This is a genomic window from Streptomyces sp. NPDC051555, assembly GCF_044454405.1.
Lineage (GTDB): Bacteria > Actinomycetota > Actinomycetes > Streptomycetales > Streptomycetaceae > Streptomyces.
The window spans coordinates 62,391-83,943 of record NZ_JBITDP010000004.1 but is presented as its reverse complement, the minus strand read 5'-3'; the positions used below and the strand labels follow the sequence as shown (position 1 = coordinate 83,943).

Below are 21,553 nucleotides of genomic sequence, written 5' to 3'. Positions count from 1 at the left end.
CCCTAGACGTAGATGGTTCCGCGGGCGATGACCGTGCCGTAGCCGCCCACCCGCACCCCGTTGACCCGGTCCGCCATGCCGTGCGCGGTGGCGCACATCCGTGACGGGCGGCCCATCTCGACCCCTTGCGTGATCTTGATGCGCTGTCCGTACGGGGCCAGCCCGTGCCGGGCCAGGTGGATGGCCAGCGGCCCGGCGGCCGAACCGGTCGCCGCGTCCTCCACCACCCCGTAGGCCGGGGAGAACATCCGGGTGCGCCACTCCTCCCCCGCGCCGGCGAAGCAGTTCGCCGCCATGTCGGGGAAGCGGGACAGCGCCCGGTGGTCGGGTCGTACGGCGGACAGTGCCTCGATGCTCTCCAGGCCGACGAAGACGTGCCGCGGGCCGTTGTGGTAGATCTCCACCGGGGCGATGGACTTGTCGATGCCGAGCGCCTCCAGCAGCTCCTCGGCGTGCTCGTACGCTTCCCAGCTCGGGTGCGGCTGGCGCATCTGGACGATGACCGAGCCGTCCCCGTTGTCCATGCCGACGTCGAAGGGGATCACGCCCATGCCGGTCTCCAGCCGCAGCCGCTCCTCCTTGCGGCCGACCCCGAGCGCCTTGCGGGACAGCCCCAGCGCGACGGCGGTGCCGAGCATCGGGTGGCCCGCGAAGGGCAGTTCGTTGACCGGGGTGAAGATCCGGATCTTGGCGTCGGCCTCGTCGGCGTCGGGCGGCAGGACGAAGGTGACCTCGGAGAGGTTCATCTCCCGCGCGATGGCCTGCATCCGGTCCGACGTGAGGTCCTCGCTGCCGAAGAAGACGGCCACGGGGTTGCCTTCGAGCGGGTTGCGCGCGAAGGCATCCACGACCATGTAGTCATGCATGGGGAAGCGCTCCCTGACTGAGTGAGGTGGCGTCGGCGAACGCTGCGCCGAGCCCGTGGAGGGTGACGAGGGGGTGTACGCCCTCCACCGCGGCTTCGACCTCGAACCGCGACCGGTGCGTGGGCGGGCCGCCGATCAGCTCGGCGGCCCGGTTGGCGGGCAGGGTGTCGGTGGGGGGACGCTCGGTCCAGAGCATCACGGCCCCCCACCGGTTCCCGGGCCGGTCGGCGACCCAGAGCTTGAGGACCAGCCCGGGCACGTCGACCCAGGCGTCCACGGCCTCCTCGCGCAGGTGCTCGCGCAGCGAGTCGATGCTCGCGCCGGTCCCGGCCAGCTCCCACCAGGCGATGTCCACCCTCATCGGGCCGCCACCTCCAGCGACCCCAGGGCCCGCAGCAGGGCCTGCCCGAGGATCCGGGGGCCGTCGACGGTGAGCACCGATTCGGCGTGGAACTGCATGGAGGCGAAGCGCGCTCCGCGCAGGGCGTGCACCTCGCGGGTGTGCGGGTCGCGGCTGACCTCGACGATGCCGAGGTCACCCGCGTCGATCTTGTCCTCGGCGCTCTGGGCGGCGTAGGTGTTGTAGAAGCCCACCCGCTCCGTCGTCCCGAAGAGGTCGATCTGCCGCTGCACGCCCTGGTTGGGAGTGGCGCGGCGGACCAGGGGGAGGCCGAGGCGCAGGCTGAGCACCTGGTGGCTGAGGCAGACCGCGATGAACGGCCTGCCCTGCTCCAGGAGTTCTCCGGCGAGCGCGTTCAGGTGCACGATCCGCGGGTCGGCGCCGTCGCGCGGGTCGCCGGGGCCCGGGCCGAGGACGACCAGGTCGTGGGCGGCCGCGTCGTAGGGCTGGTCGAAGCGGCGCACGGTCACCTCCAGGCCGAGCGAGGCGAGCTGCTGGCCGATCATCGCGGTGAAGGTGTCCTCCGCGTCGACGACCAGCGCGCGCAGCCCGGCCAGCCGGGGCTCCCACGCCCCGCGGTCGCCGCGCTCGGCGCAGCCGCGCAGCCAGAAGGAGGCGATCCCGGTGTTGCGGGCCGCCAGCGCCGCCCGTACCTCGGGGTGCGCGGCGAAGCGCACCGCGGTGCCGGATTCCAGGGCGCTGAGCAGCCCGGCGGCCTTGGCGCGGGTCTCGGCGACCTCGGAGTCGGGGTCGGAGTGGCGCACCAGGGTGGCGCCGACGCCGATCCGCATCCGGCCGTCCGCGTCGATGTCGGCGGTGCGGATCAGGATCGCGGAGTCCAGGGTGCGCCCGCCCGCGGGGTCGCGGCCGATCAGGGCGGCGATCCCGCCGTAGTAGCCGCGGCCCTCGGGCTCGTGGCGCCGGATCACCCGGGCCGCGCTCTCCAGGGGGCTGCCGGTGACGGTCGGCGCGAACATCGTCTCGTGCAGGATCTCCCGCACGTCGCGCTCCGTGGTGCCCTCGATGAAGTACTCGGTGTGCGCGAGGCGGGCCATCTCCTTGAGGTGGGGTCCGGTGACCCGGCCGCCGTCGGCGCAGATCCGGGCCATCATCTTCAGTTCCTCGTCGACGACCATGTACAGCTCGTCGGCCTCCTTGCGGTCGGCGAGGAAGCGGGTGACCCCGTCGAGGGTGGGCCCGGTGGGCGGGTAGCGGTAGGTGCCGCTGATGGGGTTCATGACGGCGGTGCCGCCGGCGAGGGAGACGTGCCGTTCGGGGGTGGCGCCGACGAAGGTCCGCCCGCCGGTGTGGATGGCGAAGGTCCAGTAGGCGCCCTGTTCGCGCTCCAGCAGGCGGCGGAAGAGGGCGGGCGCGGTCCGCCGCGGGGCATGGTCCTCGATGGTGGCGGTGTAGCTGCGCTTGATGACGAAGTTGGAACCGGCGCCGGTGCCGATCTCGTCGGCGATGATCCGCCGCACGGTCGCCGCGTACTGGTCGTCGTCGACGTCGAAGCCGCCGCCGCTCAGGTGCACCGGCTGGTCGGCGATCCGGTCGGGCAGCGCGGCGAGCGGGACCGTCTGGCGTTCGGTGACGGTCATCGCGAGCAGCGGGGCGCCGTCGTCGGGGGCGGCGAACCCGCGCTCGGCGAGCTGGCGGTAGGGCACGATCACGAGCACCTGGTCGGCGTCCAGCGGTACGTCGGCCAGCGCGGCCGGGGCGTGCACGGCGCCGGCGAGCACCTCGACGGCGTCGGGGGCGAGCTCGGGCCGGTGCAGCAGGGCGAAGTCGCGGACGTCTCCGGCCAGGATCCGGGCGAGCAGGTCTCTGTTCACGCGAAGACCTCCCCGGCGGATATGACCCGGCCGCAGCGCTGGGCGACGTACTCCAGTGCGCGGGCGTGTTCGAGGGCGGAGAAGTCGGCGACGGCGTCGGCGACGAAGAAGGGCTGGATGTCGTTGCTGAAGGCGTCCATGGCGGTGGCGAGCACCCCGATGTGGGCGTAGACCCCGCACAGGATCAGCTGGTCGCGGCCCTCGGCGCGCATCCGCTCCAGCAGGCCGGAGCGGAAGAAGGCGCTGTAGCGCCACTTGGTGAAGACCCAGTCCTCGATGTCGGGCGCCAGCTCGGCGACCACCTCGCGGTCCGCGTCCCCGGTCCGCATGCCCGGACCCCAGAAGTCCTTGAGCAGGCCGCGCTGTTCGTCGGACATCCGGCCGGGCTGCGCCGTGTAGGCGACGGGGACGTCGAGGGCGGCGGCGCGCTTGCGGAGCTGGGAGGCGTTGTGCACGAGGTCGGCGCGCAGCGGGTCGGGCAGGGCGGCCAGGAAGTAGCGCTGCATGTCGTGGACGAGCAGCACGGCCCGGCCGGGGTCAGGGGTCCAGGAAACGGTGTTGGCGGGCAGCTCCGCGGCGGTGGGCAGCGGATAGGACTCGACGGGGGGCAGGCCGGGCATCGGGCATCTCCTTACTACGTGGGGATTCCTTCGCGCCGTACCTGCGGGACGTCGATCCCGAGGGCGCGGAACTGCTGGCAGGGGTTCATGAACTCGCGCTGCTGCTTGATCTTTCCGTCTTCGAAGAGGAAGGAGTGGATGAAGTGATTGGTGTAGTGACCGACGGGATATCCGGGGTAGACGATCTTTCCTTCGCCCCGGCATTCGACCCAGAAGCGGTTCGGGTCCTGGGTGGAGAAGATCTCGACGTCCGTCCAGGCCCAGTCGGGGAAGCAGCGCAGGGACCACACCGCGTGCTCGCCGAGCCGGTCGCGGCCGGTGATGGTGATCGGGTTGCCGGTCTCGTTGGTCCACAGGCCGCCGACGCCGTCCTCGGTGAAGAGGAGGTGGCGGCGGAGGCGGTCCTCGCCGCGGGTGTTCATGTACTGCTCGACGATGCTCCGGTTGTGCTCGCGGACCGCCTGCTCATCCGCCGTCCGCTCGTCCGCCGTCCGCTCGTCCGCCGTCCGCTCGTCCGCCGTCCGCTCGTCCGCCGTCCGCTCGTCCGCCGTCCGCTCGTCCGCCGTCTGCTCGTCTGCCGTCTGCTCGAAAGACACGGTGTTCCTTTCCGGTGGGAGGAGGGCGGCGGTCAGACCAGCAGGCTGATCTCGCGCGGGTCGCGGCCGACCAGGGCCCGGCCGTAGAGCTGCTGCGGGATGCCCATGCCGAAGCCCGCGTGGCGGCTGCCGACGTTCACGTCGCGCCAGATCCGCTGGAGCGGGTTGGCCTCGTTGAAGGCGGAGGAGCCGTACGCCGTCATCAGCAGGTCCACGGCCTCCCGACAGAGCTGGGCGACCTGCGTGGAGTACTGCCGGGCGGCGGCCCGGACCAGGACGTCCGCGAACTCCCCCGCGTACGCCGCCGCGTCGGCCGCGTCGGCGACCTTGGCGGCCAGCAGCTTCGCCGTCTCGATCTTCGTGGCGGCTTCGGCCAGGTCCAGCTGGAGCGAGGGCGACTCGGCCTGGTTCGGGTAGCGGGACCCGGCGGCGGGCCGCTTGGGGGCCGACTCGCGGACGAAGTCGAAGGCGGCGGTGGCTCCGCCGAGCAGCGAGCCGAGCAGCCCGATGGAGAAGAGGCCGACCAGGCTGTTGCGGTAGCGGTGGGCGGGGTCGATCAGCCCGTCCGTCTCGCCGTTGAGCAGTGGCAGGTAGGGCAGCAGGCGGCGCTCGGGCACGAAGACCCCGGAGGCGACGACGGTGTTGCTGCCGGTGCCGCGCATCCCGGCGAAGTGCCAGGTGTCCTTGATCTCGACCTCGTCGGCCCGCATCAGGGCGAAGTGGACGACCGGGTCGGAGTCCTCGACCGGCCGCGCGATCAGCACGCCCACCCAGTCGGCGTGCAGCGAACCGGAGACGTAGGCCCACTCACCGGTGACCAGCACCCCGCCGTCGGCGCTCTCGATCCCGCGGGCGGGCATCCCGAGCACGAGGGCGGTGCGGGCGTCCGGGTTCAGGCTCCACACCTCGTCCTGGACCTGGCGGGGGAAGAGGGAGGCGACGAAGTTGCCCGCGTTCAGCACGCCGGTGATCCAGGCGGTGGAGCTGCATCCGCGGCCCACCTCGGTGGCGACCTCCAGCAGGGTGCGGATGTCGGCCTCGTAGCCGCCCAGGCGCTGCGGGGTCATGAGCCGCATCAGGCCCGCGCCGGTGACCGCGTCGATGCTCCGCCCGGTCAGCCGCCGCGCGCCGTCGCTCTGCGGTGCGTCCTCCCACAGGCCCGCGCGCAGTGCGGCCGCCCGGGCCACCAGCTCCTCGCGGCCCGGGGCCACGCCGTTCACGGCTTCACTCTGCACGGTCTTCTTCCCTTCGAGGGTTCTGGCTCGGTGTCGGGTTCGGTGTCTGTATCGGGCTATGTCTCGGGCTATGTCTCGGGCTATGTCTCGGGGGGCTCAGTTGCCCTGGGCGGCGCGGGCGAGGGCGTCCCACTGCTTCCACCCGGCGAGGCGCTCCTCGTAGGCGGTGGTGATCGTGTCCAGCACGGTCGCGCCGAGCAGGACGCGCAGCGGCGGGTCCGGGTGGTCGACCAGCTCCAGGACGGGGCCGGCCGTGGCGGCCGGGTCGCCGGGGGCGGAGCCCGCCGAGGGGGCCTTGGCGAAGTCGGCGTACGCCTCGGAGGGCTCGGCCCAGACGGCCGAACTCCCGCGCCAGTCCGTCTTGTACGGGCCCGGCTCGACCAGGGTGACGTGGATGCCGAAGCGGCCCACCTCCTGGGCGAGGGAGTCGGTCAGGCCCTCGATCGCCCACTTGGAGGCGTGGTAGAGGCCGAGCATCGGCCAGGACGCGAGTCCGGCGATGCTGGACATCTGGAGGATGTGTCCGCTGCCCTGGGCCCGCAGGACCGGCAGGGCGGCCTGGGTCACCCACAGCGTGCCGAAGAGGTTGGTGTCGAGCTGCTCGCGGGCCTGCTCCTCGGTGATGTCCTCCACCGCGCCGAAGAGTCCGTAGCCCGCGTTGTTCACGACGACGTCGATCCGGCCGAAGTGGGCGTGGGCGGCGGCTACCGCCGCGAAGGCCGCGTCCCGGTCGCGGATGTCGAGCCGCAGGGGCAGAACCGCCTCGCCGTACGCCTCGACGAGGGGGTCGAGGGAGGCGAGGTCGCGGGCGGTGGCGGCGACCTTGTCGCCCCGTTCGAGGGCGGCCTCGGCCCAGACCCGGCCGAAGCCCCGGGACGTCCCGGTGATGAACCAGACCTTTCCTGTCACTGCGGAAGTCACTGCGGCTCCTTAACCCGTCGGTGAGGCTTGTGCTCCATTCATCCCGACGCGCCGCGGCCTGTCCATGAAAGGAATTCGGACACCCCGTCCAAGTGAGGAATTTCCTCGGACGGACGCGGAAGGGCATCCCCGGACACCCCGCTCGGACACCAACCACCGTTTCGGACACGGGAGTTGGCGGGTGATACTGCCGTGAATCCCGCACCTACGGATCCCCGAGATCGAATTCACCGCAAGGAGATTCGCGTGAGCGCCACGGAACAGACTTACGACTACGCCGCCGCCGACTTCAACGCCGTCTACACGGGCGGCGAACTGCTCGAAGGGGCCGCCATCAAGGTCGTCCCGTGGGACATCGGCGAGGCCCAGCCCGACGTGGTGGAGCTGGAGCGCCTGGGCCGCTTCAGCGGCGAGGTCCTCGACGTGGGCTGCGGCCCCGGCGACAACGCCGTCTTCCTGGCCGGCCGCGGCTACAAGGTCACCGCCGTCGACGCCGCCTCCGCCGCCATCGAGCAGGCCCGCGCCCGGGCCGGCGACCTCGACATCGAGTTCGCCGTCGCCGACGCGACCGCCCTGACCGGCTACGAGGGCCGCTTCGACTCCGTCCTGGACAGCGCCCTCTTCCACACCCTGCCGGCGCCCGCCCGCCCCCTGTACGCGGCCGCCCTGCACCGGGTCACCCGCCCCGGGGCGCGACTGAGCGTGCTGTGCTTCGCCGACGTGCCCGGCGGCATGCCCGCGCCGCTGTCGGTGTCGGAGGAGGAGCTGCGCACGACGCTGACGGCGGCGGGCTGGACGATCACCTTGCTGGAGCTGTCGGAGTACGCGGGCGTCGCGGTCGGCATGGAGAAGTTCTTCGAGCGCACCGGCCGGCGCCCCGAGCTGGACGACAAGGGCCGCACCCGGCTGCCGGTGTGGAAGCTGTACGCCGACCGCGGCGCCGACGGGTCCGCGGCGTGAGCGGGGCGCACTCCTCGCTCCCCATCACCCCCGCACGCCCCGCCGCCCCCGCCGTGGTGCGGCGCGCCTTCCCCGTGCTGCGCGCCCGCCGGGTGGGGGCCACCGCCGCCTTCTACGAGCGGCTCGGCTTCCGGGCCGGGCACCGCCACCCGGCGCAGGGCGAACCGGACTTCGTCGCCCTGCGCCGCGACGACGCGGAGCTGGCGGTGAGCCGGGACGACAAGGCAGTCGACCTGCCGGCCGGCGGGGTGGACCTGTTCGTCTTCGTGGAGGCCGTCGACGTCACCGTGGACGCCCTGCGGGCCGCGGGCGCCCCGGTGGTGCAGGAACCGGAGAACACCCCGTGGGGCGAGCGCGTGGCGTACGTGCGCGACCCCGCGGGCAACCGCGTGGGCCTGGGTTCCCCCGCCGCCTGACCCCCCGCGTACGCACGTCAGCGCCCCGGGACCGGATCGCATCCGGTCCCGGGGCGCTGTCGCTGCGCCGCGCCTTGCGGCGCCGGGCCCTACGCGGCGGGCTCGATGTTCAAGTTGGTGCGGAAGAGGTTGGTCGGGTCGTAGACGCCCTTGAGCTTGGCCAGCCGGGCCCGGGTGGCCGGGTCGTACAGCTCGCCCGCGTAGGCGTCGGCGGTGCGCTCGCCGTAGACGAAGTTCAGCGAGCGGCCCAGGGTCCAGGGCGCGACGGCCTCGTCCAGGGCCGCGTGGGCGGCGCGGATCTCCGCCAGCGGCGCCTCGTCCGATCCGGACAGGACGCGCAGGATGTAGGCGGCCTCGCGGAACGGCACCGAGTTGGGCACGGCGGGCTGGCGCGCCAGGGCCCCGCCCATGTGGCGCAGGTCGACGATGCAGTCCACCGGCGATCCGGGCCCGGCCAGGGTGCGTACGGCCTCCAGGACCTCGGGGGTCAGCTCGCTCAGCAGGACGCTGTTGCCGTCGTAGGCGTGCGAGAAGGTCGGCTCGGCATAGATCGAGCCGACCTCGGGGTAAGCCAGCTCGCCGAGGTGCTCGTGGATGATCTCGGCGCCGAACGCGCGCCAGGGGGCGACCAGTTCGGGCCCCGCGGCCAGGTCGGTGGTGGCGAAGCGGATGTGCACGACGTGGCGGCCGCGCAGCGGCTCGGGGAACACCGGGATCGGCGGGTACTCGATCATGCCGAGGGAGGCGGTGACGCTCTCGGGGGCGGTCGCGGTCCAGCTCCGGAACTGCTCCAGGACCAGGTCGGCCTGCGCCGCGTCGAAGTACATGCCGCCGCCGTAGACCGTGGCGACCGGCAGCAGCGAGATCTCCAGGGCGGTGACGATGCCGAAGTTGTCGCGGCCGCCGCGCAGCGCCCAGAACAGGTCGGGGTCGCTGTCGGCGGTGACCCGGCGGGCCCGCCCGTCGGCGGTGACCACCTCGACGGCCTCGACCAGGTCGGCGGCGTAGCCGAACTCCCTAGCCAGCAGCCCGAGTCCGCCGGCGAGGGTGTATCCGACCACGCCGACGTGCCCGGCGGACCCGCTCAGCGGGGCCAGCCCGTGCGGGGCCGTCCGCTCGACGACCTGCTCCCAGCGGGCGCCGGCTCCGATGCGGGCGGTGCGCGCCGCGGGGTCGACGGTGACCTCCGTGAGGCGCCGGGTGTTGATGACCAGGCCGCCCCGGTCCAGGACCGTGACGCCGTGCCCGGTGGCCTGGACGGAGACGGCGATCCCGTGTTCGGCGGCGAAGGCGACCGCGAGGCGGACGTCCTCGGCGTCGGCCGCGCCGAGCACGGCGGCGGGGTCGTGCCGGTATCCGGTCTGGAATCCGGTGAGTTCCTCCTCGTAGCCCTCCTGTCCGGGGGTGAAAACCGGTCCGGTCACCGAATCCGTAAGGGAGGTGAAGTCAATCCGACTGTTGTCAATCGGGGTGTTGTCATGGGACATCAGGACTATTCCTTTCGATGGCACGCGATGCGGTGGTTCAGCCGACCTTTTGCAGGTCGGAATTCGGGGCGTCCAGCGGCTTCGCGGCGGGTTCGCTCGCGTGCGCGGACTTTCCGGACGGCATGAGCAGGCAGGCGAGTGCGCCCACGAGCAGCACTACCACGGGAAGCAGCAGGGTCGTTCCCGACGCCTGCGCCAACCCCTCGTGGAATGCGTGGCGTTCGGCGGTGGTGGCGTTCTCGGCGAGGGTCTCGGTGGCGAGGGAGGACAGCTGCGCCTGCATCAGCACCCCGACGGCGGCGGCGCCGATGACGCAGCCGACCTGGCGGATCGAGTTGTACATCCCGGCCCCCGCACCGATCTCCGTGACGGGCAGCGTGCCGGTGGCCACGTTGGCCATGGGCGCGAAGGCGGCGCCCGTACCGATCCCGGCGAAGAACAGCGCGCCGGCGAGCTGCCACACCCCGCCCTCGGGGCGCATCGCCAGCACGATCATGCCCAGCCCCGCCGCGAAGATCAGGAAGCCGGCGAGGACCACCCATTTGCCGGGGACCCGGTCGGAGAGGGTGCCGGCCAGCGGCCCGGCCAGCCCGCTGGAGACGGCGACGGGCACCATGAGCAGCCCGGCCTGCTGCGGGGAGAGCTCCATGACCGCCTGCATGTAGAGGGTGAGCGGCAGGTAGAGGCCGGTGACGGCGAAGCCGATGGCGGCCGCGGCGAAGGCGGCGGTGGAGAAGTGGCGGCGCCGGAAGAGGGAGAGCGGCATCAGCGGCTCGCGCGGGTTGAAGCGCTGCCAGAGCACGAAGACGACGAGCAGCACCACGCCCGCGGCGATGACCATCGGCACGGTGACCGGTCCGGCGACGGTGCCCCAGTCGTAGTGCTGGCCGTTCTGCAGGCCGAACACGAGGGCGAGCAGGCCGAGTCCGGAGAGCAGGGTGCCGAGCAGGTCGAAGCGGCGGCGGTTGCGGGGCTGGCCGCCGGGGACCAGCTTCACGGTCATGGCGAGCCCGGCGAGGCCGATCGGCACGTTGACCAGGAAGATCCACTGCCAGCCCGCGGAGCCGACGAGGAAGCCGCCGAGCAGCGGGCCCACCGTGGTGGCCAGGCCCGCGACGGCGCCCCAGATGCCGAGGGCCGCGCCACGCCGGTCGGGCGGGAAGAGCGTGGTCACGAAGGCCATGGTCTGCGGGGCCATCAGCGCGGCTCCGACGCCCTGTACGGCGCGGGCGGCCATCAGCATCTCCGCGCTGCCGGACAACCCGCACCACAGGGAGGCGGCGGTGAAGACGGCCATCCCGGCGAGGAAGACGGGCTTGCGGCCGAAGCGGTCGCCGAGCCGTCCGGCGACCAGCAGCGGGACGGCGTAGGTGAGCAGGTAGACGCTGTGCACCCAGGTGATCTGGTTCAGGTCGGCGTCGAGGCCGCTCATGATGCCGGGGATCGCGACGGTCACGATCGTCGTGTCCATCATGATCAGGAAGAAGCCGACACAGAGGGCCGACAGCGCGGCCCACGGATTCTTCGCGTTCGTCGCGGCGGTGGTGTTCGCGGTGGTCGTCATCGTGTCAACTCATCTTCTCTCAGCGGTTGTTCAGTTCTCTTCGGTGACCGACCTCGCGCCGCGGTGTTCCAGTTCCGCGGCTATCTCGGCCCAGTGCGCGGCGCAGGCGCGGGCCATGGCGGCGATCTTGGGGGCCTGGTGGTCGGGGGCGCGCAGCACCACTCCGCTCTCGCCCTCGCGGATCATCCGGGCCTCCAGCCAGCGGATCATCGCGCGGCCCTCGTCGCTGTACTTGAGGGTGGGGTCGCGTTTGAGGGAGTCCAGGACGAGAGGGAGGTCGAGGGCGGCGCGGTCGGGGCGGCGGGCGCCGCCCTCGCCGTCCGGTGCGGGGGCGCGTACGCCGCCGCGCCCGCCGGGGCCGACGCCGCGCGCTCCCGTACCGGCGCCCGTACGCGCCCCCGCGCCGCTGCCGGGCAGGGGGCCCTCGCCGCGGCCGAGCCGGTCGCGCACGTCGCGGGCGGTCTCCACCGATATCCCGGCGGAGCGGGCGATCTCGCGCAACGAGGCTTCGGGGCGGACCGCGAGGTAGTCCATGGCCCGCAGCCGACCCTCGGTGGCGTTGAGCGGGCGGGCCCGGCCGTCGCAACCGACCCGGGCGGCGGGCAGTTCCCCGGGGGCCCCGGCCTCGCCGTTCTCGGCGGCGGTGCGGCGCAGCACGCCCACGGTCTTGCCGGACAGCCCGACCTTGGCGGCGACCGCCCGGTCCGACCAGTCGGGCCAGGCGCGCAGGATGCGGCGGGCGGACTCGCGGCGGTCGGAGAGGGTCAGCGGCAGCCCGTGCCGGTTGTTCGCCTCGACGGCCAGCAGGAAGGCTTCGGGGCGGGTGCCGTCGAACCAGCGGACGGCGATGGACTCGCGGCCGCGCAGCCGGGCCGCGTGCAGCCGGTGCATGCCGTCTATCACCCGCAGGGTGGAGCGGTGCACGACGATCGGCGGCAGCTCCGTCTCCAGGCCCGCGAGCAGCCGTACGTGGTCCTGGTCCACCCCGGCCAGCCGCGGGGACTCGGCGTCCAGCAGCGCGTGCACGGGTACGCAGCCGGTCATCAGGGCCGAGGCCGGGGCGGGCAGCGTGATCGGGCGCAGCGCGGTGACGACGGGGAGCGCCGTGACGACGGGCAGGGTCGTGACGACGGGCAGGGTGGTGAGGGCGGGCAGCTTGATCGCGCGGACGGGGGCTGCCGCCGTATCGACGGTCATTTCGACTCCTTGGGTGGCATCCTCGGGCACGGGGTGCGGAGCACGGTCAGCCGCTGAACGCGTGGGCTCGGGCGTGGACCTGGGCGGTGACGCGGGTGGGCACGCGGGTCGGGGCGGGCTCGGGGGCGGGGACCCGCGCGGGACGGGCGGCCGCGCGCTGCGGTCCGCCCAGCAGGCGGTGGGCGGCGGCGGCCGAGACGAGGGTCATGTGTCGGTGCCACCCGGGGAAGGAGCGCCCCTCGAAGTCGAGCAGCCCGCACTCCTCCAGCACGTCCATCGAGGTGGCCAGCGACAGCGAGGCGGCGGCCGACAGGGAGAACCGGGTGGCGGCCAGGGTGCGGCCGTCGGGGTCGGCGATCCAGTGCTTCACCGGCCGCTCCGGGGTGGCCGGGTCCCATTCGGTGAGGAGCGCCAGCGGCCGGGCCACCCCGGGGACGCGGATGAGCGCGGGCGCCCGGCGCAGCCGCCCGCCCGCGAGCGGGGAGGAGGAGGGGCCGAGGCGGGCGGCGAGCCGGGCGACGGTGGTGGTGTGGGGCGCGCGGTCGCCGGGCGGACCGCACAGGACGGGCGTGCCGAGCGGTACGGAGACGGCGAAGCCGAGGCTGCGTGCGGCGAGGCCCGCGATCAGCCGCACCGCGTCGAGGGGGGCCTCGGTGGCGGCCTCGGCGACGACGGGCACGCCGGCGGCGGCCGCGTGCGCGGCGGCGGCCTCGGCGGCCTGGTCGAGGCCGAGCCCGGGGTGGGCGGCGGGGGCGGCCGGGGAGGTGCGGGCGGCGGCGGGTATCCGGGCCCGCTCGCACAGCTCGTCGTCCTCGCTCCAGCGGCCGGGCAGCACCAGCCTCCAGTCGACCGGCACGCTGCCGTGGTCGGTGACGAGGAAGAGCCCGAGCGCGAGCTGGCAGCTCAGGGTGCGCCCGCCCGCGGGGTCGAAGCGGCGGTGCACTCCGGCGGAGCACTGGCCGCGCTTGGGAATGACCACGGGCACCATGCGCAGCGCCCGTACCCCGGCCTGCTCCCCGCACCAGGCGGCCAGTTCCCGACGGACCGGATTCCAGTCCCAGGTACTGGCGTTGACGACCTGGTGCAACGACTGCGAGGCGGCTCCGAGCGCGGCGGTGGACCGCGCCATGTTCCGCACGGACTTCTTTCCGGGCGTACCCAACAGCCCGGACAGGTAGGCACCGGCCCAACGGCGCTGATCGGTACGGGGCAGGCAGTGGAAGAGACGCCGGGCGAGTAAGTCGGCGGTCGGCATGGCGGGCAGCTCCCTCCGGCAAGGCGGGTCGGGTCGGTTGGCCAGCGAAATAAAGAATAGCGAGTGTTCTCTATGTTTTGCGACCCCTCGACACCCCCGCAACGACTTTGTCACCTCCGCCGGACCCCACGGCGCCCTCACACGAAGCGGCCCCGCCCACCGCGCGGGAGCGGCGTGCAGGCGGGATCGCCCACGTCATGGGCCCAGTCGTTCGGGCGCGCACCGGACATCGAATCCCGCACGATCTCGTGACCGCCTCCCACGACGGGACGGTCACATTCGCAGCAGATGCGGGTCGACGCCGCCATCATCCACTCACCCCGCTCGGACACGACCACACCTCGGCATCCGTCACGTGCACGCCGTGGTGGCCGCGGATGATGCCCCGGCTGACCGCCCCCAGAGTGAGCTGTTTCCCGCAGGAGCAGCACGCCCTGCCCACCGCCTGGTCCCACGTGAGTTCGCGCAGGGTGGGCAGAACGGCGTCCTGGCAGCGACTCCCCGGCAGTTCGTAAGGCTTGTCCACGGGCCCTCCTGTCCGCCCGTTACCTACGGGCGGACAGATGGTGTGCCACCGCGTGGGCCACAAGGACTACTCCGTGTGTCCCTGACGCCTGCGGCTCAGACTGCGCCGATCCACTCGGTGAAGGCGCTCAGTCCGGCGACATCGCCGCGCTTGAGCCGACGGATCCGCTCGACGTCCGCCCGCGCCCACGGGTGCTCCCGCACGTGCTGCGGCGCCAAGTCACGGGCCGTCCTGAGGGACGCGAAGGCCGCGTCCGGCCGCCCTTGCCAGAGCTGCGCCCGGCCCAGGTCGATGTAGTAGCCGCTCCGGCGCTCCGCCGGGACCTCGGCGCCCGGCCGCCATTCACGCGCCGTCCCGAGGGCCCGGCCGATCCGGTCTCCGCCGAGCCCTACGGCAACGGCGAGTTCGTGGATGCGCACGCTCGTCCGGCCGAAGGCCGTCCCGAGGTACACGCCCTCCGCGAGCCCCTCGGCCAGGCCCCTCGCCTCGGCCATGTGCGCGGTGGCCGCACACTCGTCGCGGGCTCGCGCGGCGACGACCGCGGCCCTCATGTGCAAGGCACCCCGCACCGCTGGCGTCAGCGGCGCGCGTCCGTCCAACGCCCGCTCCAATGCGACCAGTCCGCCCCGGTGGGAGTGAGCCGCCAAGAAGGTCTCGGCCCTGACGTACGACACCACGCCGATGAGATCCGGATCGGCCGCTTGCTCGGCCGCCCACCTCATCACCTCGATCAAGCGGGCGGAGAGGTCGTGCGCGCCGTACTTGTACGCCACCGCGTCCGCGGTACGCGCGGCCGCCACCACCAGGCGCGCCGTCAGTGCCCGTCCCGGTCCGGACTGGGCATGCAGGTGCGCCAGGGCGTCCCGGAGCAGCTCGGGAGCCGTGAGAGCGATCGGGCCGTACCGTGCGGCGAGCCGACACTCAACACCCGTGCCGATGTCGACGGTGAGCTGTCGCAGCGAGCGGCCCGGAGGGTCCAGGGGAACGTCGTACCCGGCGATGGCCGCCGAGATCGAGGGCAGCGCCGCCTGCACCCGTCCGGCGACCCCGGTGTATCCCGGGACGAGCCGGGCCACGTCCACACCGAGCGTCTCCGCGATCCGCTCCAGCATGTCCGCGCTCGGGTTGCGCGCACCTCTTTCGATCGCCTTCACCGTCGAGAGGGACGCCGGGATCGCACGGGCGAGGTCGGCCTGGGTCATGCGCCGTACGCGGCGCAGGGCGGCGATGCGCTGTCCGATGTGGTCCACGGGCATGGCGGCACGGTACTCGCGCCGGGACGAGCGCAGCCATGAACCGGCTTCCTTTTCCTACGTATTGACGACTTCGGCAAGTTCGGAGAGCGAGTTCACCGACCAGTCCGTGACCGCCCGGAGCGTCGGGTCGTCCGCCCACCAGAAACCCCACGGCCCGCGCCGGATGTGGGCCGTGCGCAGCCCGGCCGTCTTGGCCGGATGGATGTCGTTGGCCGGGTGGTCACCGACGTACAGCGTCTGGTCCGCAGGGGCTCCCGACACCGCGAGGACCTTCCGGAAGAAGGCCGGCGAAGGTTTCGCCGCGCCCCACTCCCCCGAGGTCGCCACGAGGTCGACCGGCAGGTCCAGCGCCCGGAGCAGGGCTCCGGCCCGAGCCGTCTGGTTTCCGGCGATCACGACCCTCAGGCCGAGGCGGCGCAGGGCCGTCAGGGCCGGCCGGACGTCCTCGTAGAGGTCGCTCTCGTCGAGCCGCTCGCCCTGGCCCGCGGCCTCCCGGGCGGCGTACTCTGCGGCGATGTCGATGTCCGGACGCAGCAGTCGAATGGCGTCGGCGTTGTCCCGGCCGTCCACGACGACGGCGCCCACCAGGGCCGACAACGTGTGCCGGGGCACGTTCAGCCAGTCCGCCCAGGACGCCCAGTACCGGTCGTCGCGCGTCAGGGTCTCGCCCACGTCCAATACGACGGTCCGCATCACCCCGCCAGCGTACGGGCCCCGTCCGAACATCACCATCGAGCGATGACGGGCCCGACGGAAGAGCACTCACCGCGCTCGCGGTCGCTTGATGGCGCTCGCGGCCGCGGCGGTCGCGGTCAGCAGCTCGAAGACGGTGGCGAGGCCGATCATCACGCCGGTCGGCTTGTGGAAGCCGAACACGAAGTCGAGCTGGGCGCTGAAGGCCACGCCGAGCAGGGGTTGCACGACGAGGGTCGTCACCGCCATCAGCCCGCAGACGACGGCCAGGGTGCGGGCGGGAGCGGCGGTGCGGGTGAGCATGGACACCCCCAGCCACACCAGCAGGGCGGCGGAGACCAAACCGCCGATCACGTTCATACGCGTCACGCCCGTCCACGGGGCGTCCGCGCCGGCCTGCTCCGAGTTGAGGAGCGCGAACGCCACCAGCAGGCCGGCGCTGACCAGCGCGAGGAGGCCGGCGGCGACGGCTGCGACGGAGCTGGGTCGCCTGGCCGTGGGTTGGCGCTGCGGCATCGCCGCGGCCGCGCCCGGCGGCCATGCCGGCATCGTCGGTACGGGGCGTTCGAGTGACTCCGGCGCCGGCGCCGCCTGGGCACCCCGTACCCGGTCCACCTCGGCCCGCATTTCCTCAGCCGTCGCGAAGCGCCGCGCCGGATCCTTCTCCAGCGCCCGGGACACCAGCCGCTGCACCGCGGGCGGCGCCTGCCAGCCCATGTCCGCGAGGAGCGGCGGCGGCTGCGTCACGTGCTTGACCGCGATCGCGGTGAACGAGTCCCCGTCGAAGGGGAGTTCACCGGTCAGCAGTTGGAAGAGCATCACCCCGACCGCGTACAGGTCCGAGCGGCCGTCCAGCGGCAGCGCCTGCGCCTGCTCGGGCGACAGGTAGTGCGGCGTACCGATCACCGAACCGGTCCGGGTGAGCTGGGTGACCGGTCGGTCGTCCTGCTGGGCACGGGCGATGCCGAAGTCCATCACCTTCACCACACCGCGGTCCGTCAGCATGACGTTCGCGGGCTTGATGTCCCGGTGGACCAGCCCCAGTTCATGGCTGGCCGCCAACGCCGCCAGGACGTCCGAGGTGAGCGCCAGCGCCCTCGCCGGATCCAGCCCGCCACGGGGCCCCGCCTCGTCCCGCAGCACCTCGCCGAGCGAGCGGCCCGCCACGTACTCCATGACGATGTACGCCACCGGCGGCGACCCGTCCGGCATCTCCTGCTCACCGGTGTCGTGGACGGCCACGACATTCGGGTGGTTGATGCGCGCGACGGTCCGCGCCTCGCGCTCGAACCGCTTCAGGAAGCCCTGGTCGAGGCCAAGTTCGGCGTGCATCGTCTTGATCGCCACGACCCGGTCCAGCCGGGTGTCGTGCGCCTGGTGGACGGCGGCCATGCCCCCGCTGCCCAGCAACCGCCCCAGCGCGTAACGACCGTTGCCGACCGCGCCGCCCAACCTGGTCGCCCATGCGTCGTCCTGCCCCTGCGCCATCACAGCCCCCACCCGTCTTGCCGATGCCGACGCACCCTATCGGGGCACGCACGGATCCCCCGGCCGGGATGGTTTCCCGGTCGGGGGATGCGTGTGCGCGGGGCCCGGGGGCGGGGCGGGCTCAGGCGGCCAGCTCCGCGAGGACCGAGTCGCGGTGCGCCAGGTTGGCGCGGGTGCCCGTGAACAGGCTCTCGATCGGGAGCCAGCGCAGGGTCACCGGGCCCGCCGGGGCGCCGGGAGCGGTACGGGCCGGTCAGGACCGGGGCAGGGACAGTGGCAGGCCAGGCATCTGCGGGTGCCGCAGGTGCTGCCCCCCGTCATAGACATGCAGTGTGAACGTCTCCGGGCCCGGGGCACCGGCCGCGTCGTAGGCGTCCAGGAGCCGCTCGATACGCTCCCACAACTTCACCGGCCCGCCCTCGCGCACGGCCCACCCACCGCCGCCAGGGGTGAGAGTGGCGGCGGAACCGGTGACAACGTCGACCAGGTGCACCACCTCGCCCACGGTCGTCATCTGCACGTCCGGCACCGCGCTCTGGACGAGGAACCGCAGGTGGAACGCCTCCTGGGTGGGGGCGCTAATCCGCTGCGGGCTGTGCGGCGTCGTACGGGCATTCCCGGGAAGGCCCGCGGCCCAGTGGGCGGGGTTCCCGAACATCGGTGCTGCGTGCGTACGCGCGGACATGAACGACACCGTGCCGCCCAGGAGTCGGCCCTCGGCGGCCCCGTCGGCGCCGACCGTAAGAAGGACACGGGCGTAACCGTAGAGCCAGCCGGAGAGGGTGAGCAGAATCTTCCCGCCCGGCCGGGTCTGCGCAAGCAGGGCCGACGGCACCGCACGGAACGAGCAGGCAGCCACGATCCGGTCGAACTTCGCCTCGGGCCAGTACCCGTACAGGCCGTCCGCCACCACGAGCGTGGGGGTGTAGCCCAGGCCGTACAGGGCGCCTGCGGCCTGGCTGAGCCGGTGCGGGTCGACCTCGATCGAGGTGACGTCGGCGGAGCCGAGACGTTCGCAGGCGAGCGCGGTCGAGTACCCGGTACCGGTGCCGATCTCCAGCACCGTGTGCCCCTCGCGAACGTCGGCGTCCGCCCACATCTGCACGACAAGCGAGGGCAGCGTGGAGGATGAGGTCGGGGCTCCACCGTGGCGTACGGCGGGCTGCTTCCAGTCGGGTTCGGCGCTGTCGAACTGCGTGATCAGTGTGGTGTCGGAGTACACGGCGGCCAGCCACCGGCCGTAGTCGAGCTCGGCCGTGACCGGCTCCCACACGGTCAGGCCCTGCTCGTCGCGCTCGTCGGCGGGCAGGTAGAAGCCTGGCACGAACCGGTGCCTCGGCACCCGCTCCACTGCCTGGCGCCAGGCCGGATCGGCAAGGGCGCCGCCCTCGGTAAGGCCCTTTGCCATCGTCTGGCGCAGTTGCGTGGCATCGGTCTCAAGGTGGGCGGGCATCGTCATCGCGTGCCGCCTCCTTCCTGGGTGAGGATGTCGGCGATGGCTTCGGTGATGGCTGGCGCGTCGGGTAACCAGCCCCACTGTCCGTTCGGATTGCACTCGATGGCCGTCCAGTGCTCGGCGGCGCTCCCGTCGCCGGTCAGGGCGAAGTCGAAGCAGCCGAAAACCAGCTCGAACGATGCCAGGTAGCTGAGGGCCGCGGCCGCGATGGACTCGGGGACCTCGATTGGGGTGTGGACCAGTTTGTTCCAATCGCCGCGGCGCCAGTCAAGGGCGCCGTCCGGCGCCTCGATGCGACTGGCAAAGATCCGCGTCCCGACCACGGTCATCCGCACGTCGCCGGTCTTGGGCACCTCCGCCTGGAACAGGTGCGGCATCACGCCCAGGGAGTCGTCGAAGGTGGCCCCGTCGACGCGCTGGGCCCAGATCGCTCCGGCGTGCCCGTCCTCGTCCTGGGGCAGGCCGCGGAAGGGCTTGTAGATGATCGGCCCGTGCTCGGCGGCGAACATGCGCGCCTGCTCCGCGTCGTTGGTGACCAGTGTCAGGGGGATGGTGAGTCCGAGCTCCGCCAACCGCCTCAGCTGGGCGGGCTTGAACTCGGCCCGCGCGACGGCGAGCGGATGGTTGACGTACAGGGCGCCGTTCAGGCTGTGCAGGATGCCACCGAGCCCGTTTCGGGCCTCAGCGGTCGCGAAGTCGCGCTGCTGAGCGGGTAGCTGCCCGTACCGGGCGGCGTACGGGGTGGGGCGGCGGTAATACACCGCCGCCACCTCCCCCAACTCCACCTCCCGGCTGCCGGTGACCAGCCGCCCGCCCCACGCGGGCGCCTCGGTCTCGATGCGGGCCGCGAAGGTCAGGGCGATCCCGATGTCGGCGGGGTCGACCCGGACGACGGGCACCTCACGCTCGTTGAGCACGGAGATCACCATGTCTGCGGTGACGTCCTCCAGCGCGGTGACGACCAGGATGGTGGAGGTCATGGATCAGTCCGACGAGTAGTCGGGGGTGGAGTCGTCCGCGGTCTGCGGCTGCGGTTCGGCCCCGTCACCGCCGCCGGACATCGACGTCGTCGGATTGGTCTGATTGGTTCCATGCTCGCCCATCTCCACCACCCGGCCGGCGGTGTCGGTGTAGCGGGCCCTCTGCGTGGACGCGTCGAGCGTCACCGCCGCGTAGGACGGCGGGCCGATCGGCAGTCGGTCCGTGACCAACCGCATCGCCCATGGAGCTTGGGGTGTAAGCGTCGCCATGCCCATTTCCTTCCCCTGTACATCGAGCGGTAGCAAGTCGGCTGCCGCCTGAGCAGAATCGCTGCCCGGCAGGGGTCCACACCAGTACCGTGGGGGTCGCGAACCGTGGCGGAAATGCCACGCTCCGTATACGTCGACGGGGAGGGTGAGGCAGTGACGTCCAGCAAATCCGGCAACCCGCACCTGGCGCTGTGGATCGCGGCCACGGGCCTGTCCCACGGGGAGATCACCCGACGGATCGCCACAGCGGCTAAAGCCCATGGCCATCGGCAGATCGCACCGGACGCGACCCGGGTTCGACGCTGGACCGACGGGGAACGGCCCCGCGCACCAGTCCCCGCCCTGCTTGCCGACGTCCTCTCGGAAGCGACCGGGCAGGTGCTCACTGCCGGTGATCTCGGCCTGACCGCCGCGGGCCCGGTGTTGGATGGCATCCAGCTCCCGCTGCTGACCGAGGCAGCCGCTCAAATCCTGGCCGGATGGACGCAGATGGACCTGTTCATGAACCGCCGCGACACCCTCAGGCTCGCCATCGGCGCTCCGCTGATCCTCGCCGCCGAACGGATGCTCGGCGGCACCGCCCACGCCCTGAGCAACGACCGCAAGGGCTTCGACACCGACACCGTCACCGCCCTCGAAGAGGTCACCGCCTTCTTCACAAAGGCCGACGCCTCCAAGGGCGGTGGCCTGTACCGCTCCGCGATCGTCGCCCAGCTCGCCGAAGTCGCCGGCCGCGTCCAGGACGGGGTGCCCCGCAGCCTGCGGACCCGGGTGTTCGCGGCAACCGCCGACCTGGCGGCGCTCGCCGGGTGGGTGAGCCACGACAGCGGCCGGTACCCGACCGCGCAGCGGTACTGGAGCTACGGGATCTACGCGGCCGGAGAGGCAGGACAGCCGGAGCGCGGGGTGGAGATCGTCACCCGCATGTCACACCAGATGATCTACCTCGGCCGCCCGGAAGACGCCCTGAGTCTTCTCGGCGTGGCCGCGGCGAAAGCGAAGATTCCCGTGACCCGGGCACTGGTCGCCTCACAAACCGGGCGGGTGCACGCGGCCCTCGGCGACGAGCGCCAGGCGGACCGGCACCTCGGCGACGCCGATGCATTCCTGGGCGACGGCCTCGGCGATGACGTCCCCGAATGGGTGGGCTACTTCGACGCCGCTGAGCACGCCGGCGCCCGCGCGGTCTCCGCCCGCGACCTCGCCGGACTCGGCCGGGGCCACCGGCCCGCGAGCATCCACTTCGAGGACGCCCTCGCGCTGCGCAAGCCCGGCTTCGACCGGGTACGCGTCATGGACCGCATCGGGCTCGCCGCCGCCCTCTTCGACCAGGGCGAGGCCGAACGCGGCGCCCAGGCCGCACAGCGGGCGCTCGACGACGCGGCCCGTGTCGACTCCACCCTCGTGACTTCCCGGCTCAACACGCTGCTGCACGCGGCCCGCCCGTACGAGACCACCGCGGTCAACGACGTACGTGACCGGGCGAAGGATCTCGCCGCCGCGCGTCCGACGATGGTCGCGGCCTGAGACCATCG

The 21,553-nt window shown here is 72.7% G+C and carries 21 protein-coding genes; 3 read left to right on the top strand and 18 right to left on the bottom strand.

Annotated elements, in window-relative coordinates; translation table 11 throughout:
• Positions 1-2: 2 nt before the first annotated feature.
• From ACIBEA_RS11460 to ACIBEA_RS11430, 7 genes are all read right to left on the bottom strand, one after another.
• On the bottom strand, positions 3-866 hold the full coding sequence (locus ACIBEA_RS11460; RefSeq protein WP_399259618.1) for a PhzF family phenazine biosynthesis protein: 864 nt from the start codon (positions 864-866) through the stop codon (positions 3-5).
• Positions 859-1,227, bottom strand: a complete 369-nt coding sequence (locus ACIBEA_RS11455; protein WP_354379812.1) for a hypothetical protein — start codon at positions 1,225-1,227, stop codon at positions 859-861. Before ACIBEA_RS11455 ends, ACIBEA_RS11460 begins: the two co-directional genes overlap by 8 nt.
• Complete coding sequence (locus ACIBEA_RS11450) at positions 1,224-3,098, bottom strand: anthranilate synthase family protein (RefSeq protein WP_399259617.1); 1,875 nt, start codon at positions 3,096-3,098, stop codon at positions 1,224-1,226. The genes ACIBEA_RS11455 and ACIBEA_RS11450 overlap by 4 nt, the downstream gene beginning before the upstream one ends.
• On the bottom strand, positions 3,095-3,718 hold the full coding sequence (locus ACIBEA_RS11445; protein WP_399259616.1) for an isochorismatase family protein: 624 nt from the start codon (positions 3,716-3,718) through the stop codon (positions 3,095-3,097). The genes ACIBEA_RS11450 and ACIBEA_RS11445 overlap by 4 nt, the downstream gene beginning before the upstream one ends.
• A 14-nt stretch (positions 3,719-3,732) precedes the next feature.
• On the bottom strand, positions 3,733-4,314 hold the full coding sequence (locus ACIBEA_RS11440) for a PhzA/PhzB family protein (RefSeq protein ID WP_399259615.1): 582 nt from the start codon (positions 4,312-4,314) through the stop codon (positions 3,733-3,735).
• A gap of 32 nt (positions 4,315-4,346) precedes the next feature.
• Positions 4,347-5,549: an acyl-CoA dehydrogenase family protein gene (locus ACIBEA_RS11435; protein WP_399259614.1), complete on the bottom strand. Its 1,203-nt coding sequence runs from the start codon at positions 5,547-5,549 to the stop codon at positions 4,347-4,349.
• A gap of 96 nt (positions 5,550-5,645) precedes the next feature.
• Entirely contained in the window at positions 5,646-6,470 is an 825-nt protein-coding gene (locus tag ACIBEA_RS11430) for an SDR family NAD(P)-dependent oxidoreductase (protein ID WP_399259613.1), read from the bottom strand.
• 246 nt (positions 6,471-6,716) lie between these two features.
• On the opposite strand from ACIBEA_RS11430, the gene ACIBEA_RS11425 reads away from it, so the two are divergent.
• Both ACIBEA_RS11425 and ACIBEA_RS11420 read left to right on the top strand, forming a co-directional pair.
• The gene (locus ACIBEA_RS11425) at positions 6,717-7,430 is read left to right on the top strand and encodes a class I SAM-dependent methyltransferase (RefSeq protein WP_399259612.1); all 714 of its coding nucleotides are present in this window, start codon (positions 6,717-6,719) and stop codon (positions 7,428-7,430) included.
• A complete protein-coding gene (locus ACIBEA_RS11420) occupies positions 7,427-7,846 on the top strand; it encodes a VOC family protein (RefSeq protein WP_385775210.1) in 420 nt (139 codons plus the stop codon). Before ACIBEA_RS11425 ends, ACIBEA_RS11420 begins: the two co-directional genes overlap by 4 nt.
• 89 nt (positions 7,847-7,935) lie before the next feature.
• Here ACIBEA_RS11420 and ACIBEA_RS11415 read toward each other — a convergent pair whose 3' ends face one another.
• From ACIBEA_RS11415 to ACIBEA_RS11365, 11 genes are all read right to left on the bottom strand, one after another.
• Positions 7,936-9,270, bottom strand: a complete 1,335-nt coding sequence (locus ACIBEA_RS11415; RefSeq protein WP_399259611.1) for an FAD-binding oxidoreductase — start codon at positions 9,268-9,270, stop codon at positions 7,936-7,938.
• Positions 9,271-9,370: 100 nt separating this feature from the next.
• Complete coding sequence (locus tag ACIBEA_RS11410) at positions 9,371-10,897, bottom strand: MFS transporter (RefSeq protein ID WP_399259610.1); 1,527 nt, start codon at positions 10,895-10,897, stop codon at positions 9,371-9,373.
• Between the two features lie 30 nt (positions 10,898-10,927).
• Positions 10,928-12,094, bottom strand: a complete 1,167-nt coding sequence (locus ACIBEA_RS11405) for a ParB/RepB/Spo0J family partition protein (protein WP_399259609.1) — start codon at positions 12,092-12,094, stop codon at positions 10,928-10,930.
• A 46-nt stretch (positions 12,095-12,140) separates the two neighbouring features.
• A complete protein-coding gene (locus ACIBEA_RS11400; protein ID WP_399259608.1) occupies positions 12,141-13,349 on the bottom strand; it encodes a transposase in 1,209 nt (402 codons plus the stop codon).
• Between the two features lie 307 nt (positions 13,350-13,656).
• Positions 13,657-13,875 (bottom strand): hypothetical protein, encoded by a 219-nt coding sequence (locus ACIBEA_RS11395; protein ID WP_399259607.1) that lies wholly within the window; start codon positions 13,873-13,875, stop codon positions 13,657-13,659.
• Positions 13,876-13,970: 95 nt separating this feature from the next.
• Positions 13,971-15,131: a helix-turn-helix domain-containing protein gene (locus ACIBEA_RS11390; protein ID WP_399259606.1), complete on the bottom strand. Its 1,161-nt coding sequence runs from the start codon at positions 15,129-15,131 to the stop codon at positions 13,971-13,973.
• A gap of 54 nt (positions 15,132-15,185) precedes the next feature.
• On the bottom strand, positions 15,186-15,824 hold the full coding sequence (locus tag ACIBEA_RS11385) for an HAD family hydrolase (protein WP_399259605.1): 639 nt from the start codon (positions 15,822-15,824) through the stop codon (positions 15,186-15,188).
• A gap of 69 nt (positions 15,825-15,893) precedes the next feature.
• Entirely contained in the window at positions 15,894-17,312 is a 1,419-nt protein-coding gene (locus tag ACIBEA_RS11380) for a protein kinase (RefSeq protein ID WP_399259604.1), read from the bottom strand.
• Positions 17,313-17,565: 253 nt separating this feature from the next.
• Positions 17,566-18,771 (bottom strand): ATP-grasp peptide maturase system methyltransferase, encoded by a 1,206-nt coding sequence (tgmC, locus tag ACIBEA_RS11375; protein WP_399259603.1) that lies wholly within the window; start codon positions 18,769-18,771, stop codon positions 17,566-17,568.
• Positions 18,768-19,748 carry an ATP-grasp ribosomal peptide maturase gene (gene tgmB / locus ACIBEA_RS11370; RefSeq protein ID WP_399259602.1) on the bottom strand — a complete coding sequence of 327 codons (981 nt, stop codon included), beginning with the start codon at positions 19,746-19,748 and terminating at the stop codon, positions 18,768-18,770. Before tgmB ends, tgmC begins: the two co-directional genes overlap by 4 nt.
• 3 nt (positions 19,749-19,751) lie before the next feature.
• Positions 19,752-20,018 carry a putative ATP-grasp-modified RiPP gene (locus ACIBEA_RS11365; RefSeq protein ID WP_399259601.1) on the bottom strand — a complete coding sequence of 89 codons (267 nt, stop codon included), beginning with the start codon at positions 20,016-20,018 and terminating at the stop codon, positions 19,752-19,754.
• A gap of 153 nt (positions 20,019-20,171) precedes the next feature.
• On the opposite strand from ACIBEA_RS11365, the gene ACIBEA_RS11360 reads away from it, so the two are divergent.
• Positions 20,172-21,545 (top strand): Tat pathway signal protein, encoded by a 1,374-nt coding sequence (locus ACIBEA_RS11360; RefSeq protein ID WP_399259600.1) that lies wholly within the window; start codon positions 20,172-20,174, stop codon positions 21,543-21,545.
• Positions 21,546-21,553 lie beyond the last annotated feature (8 nt).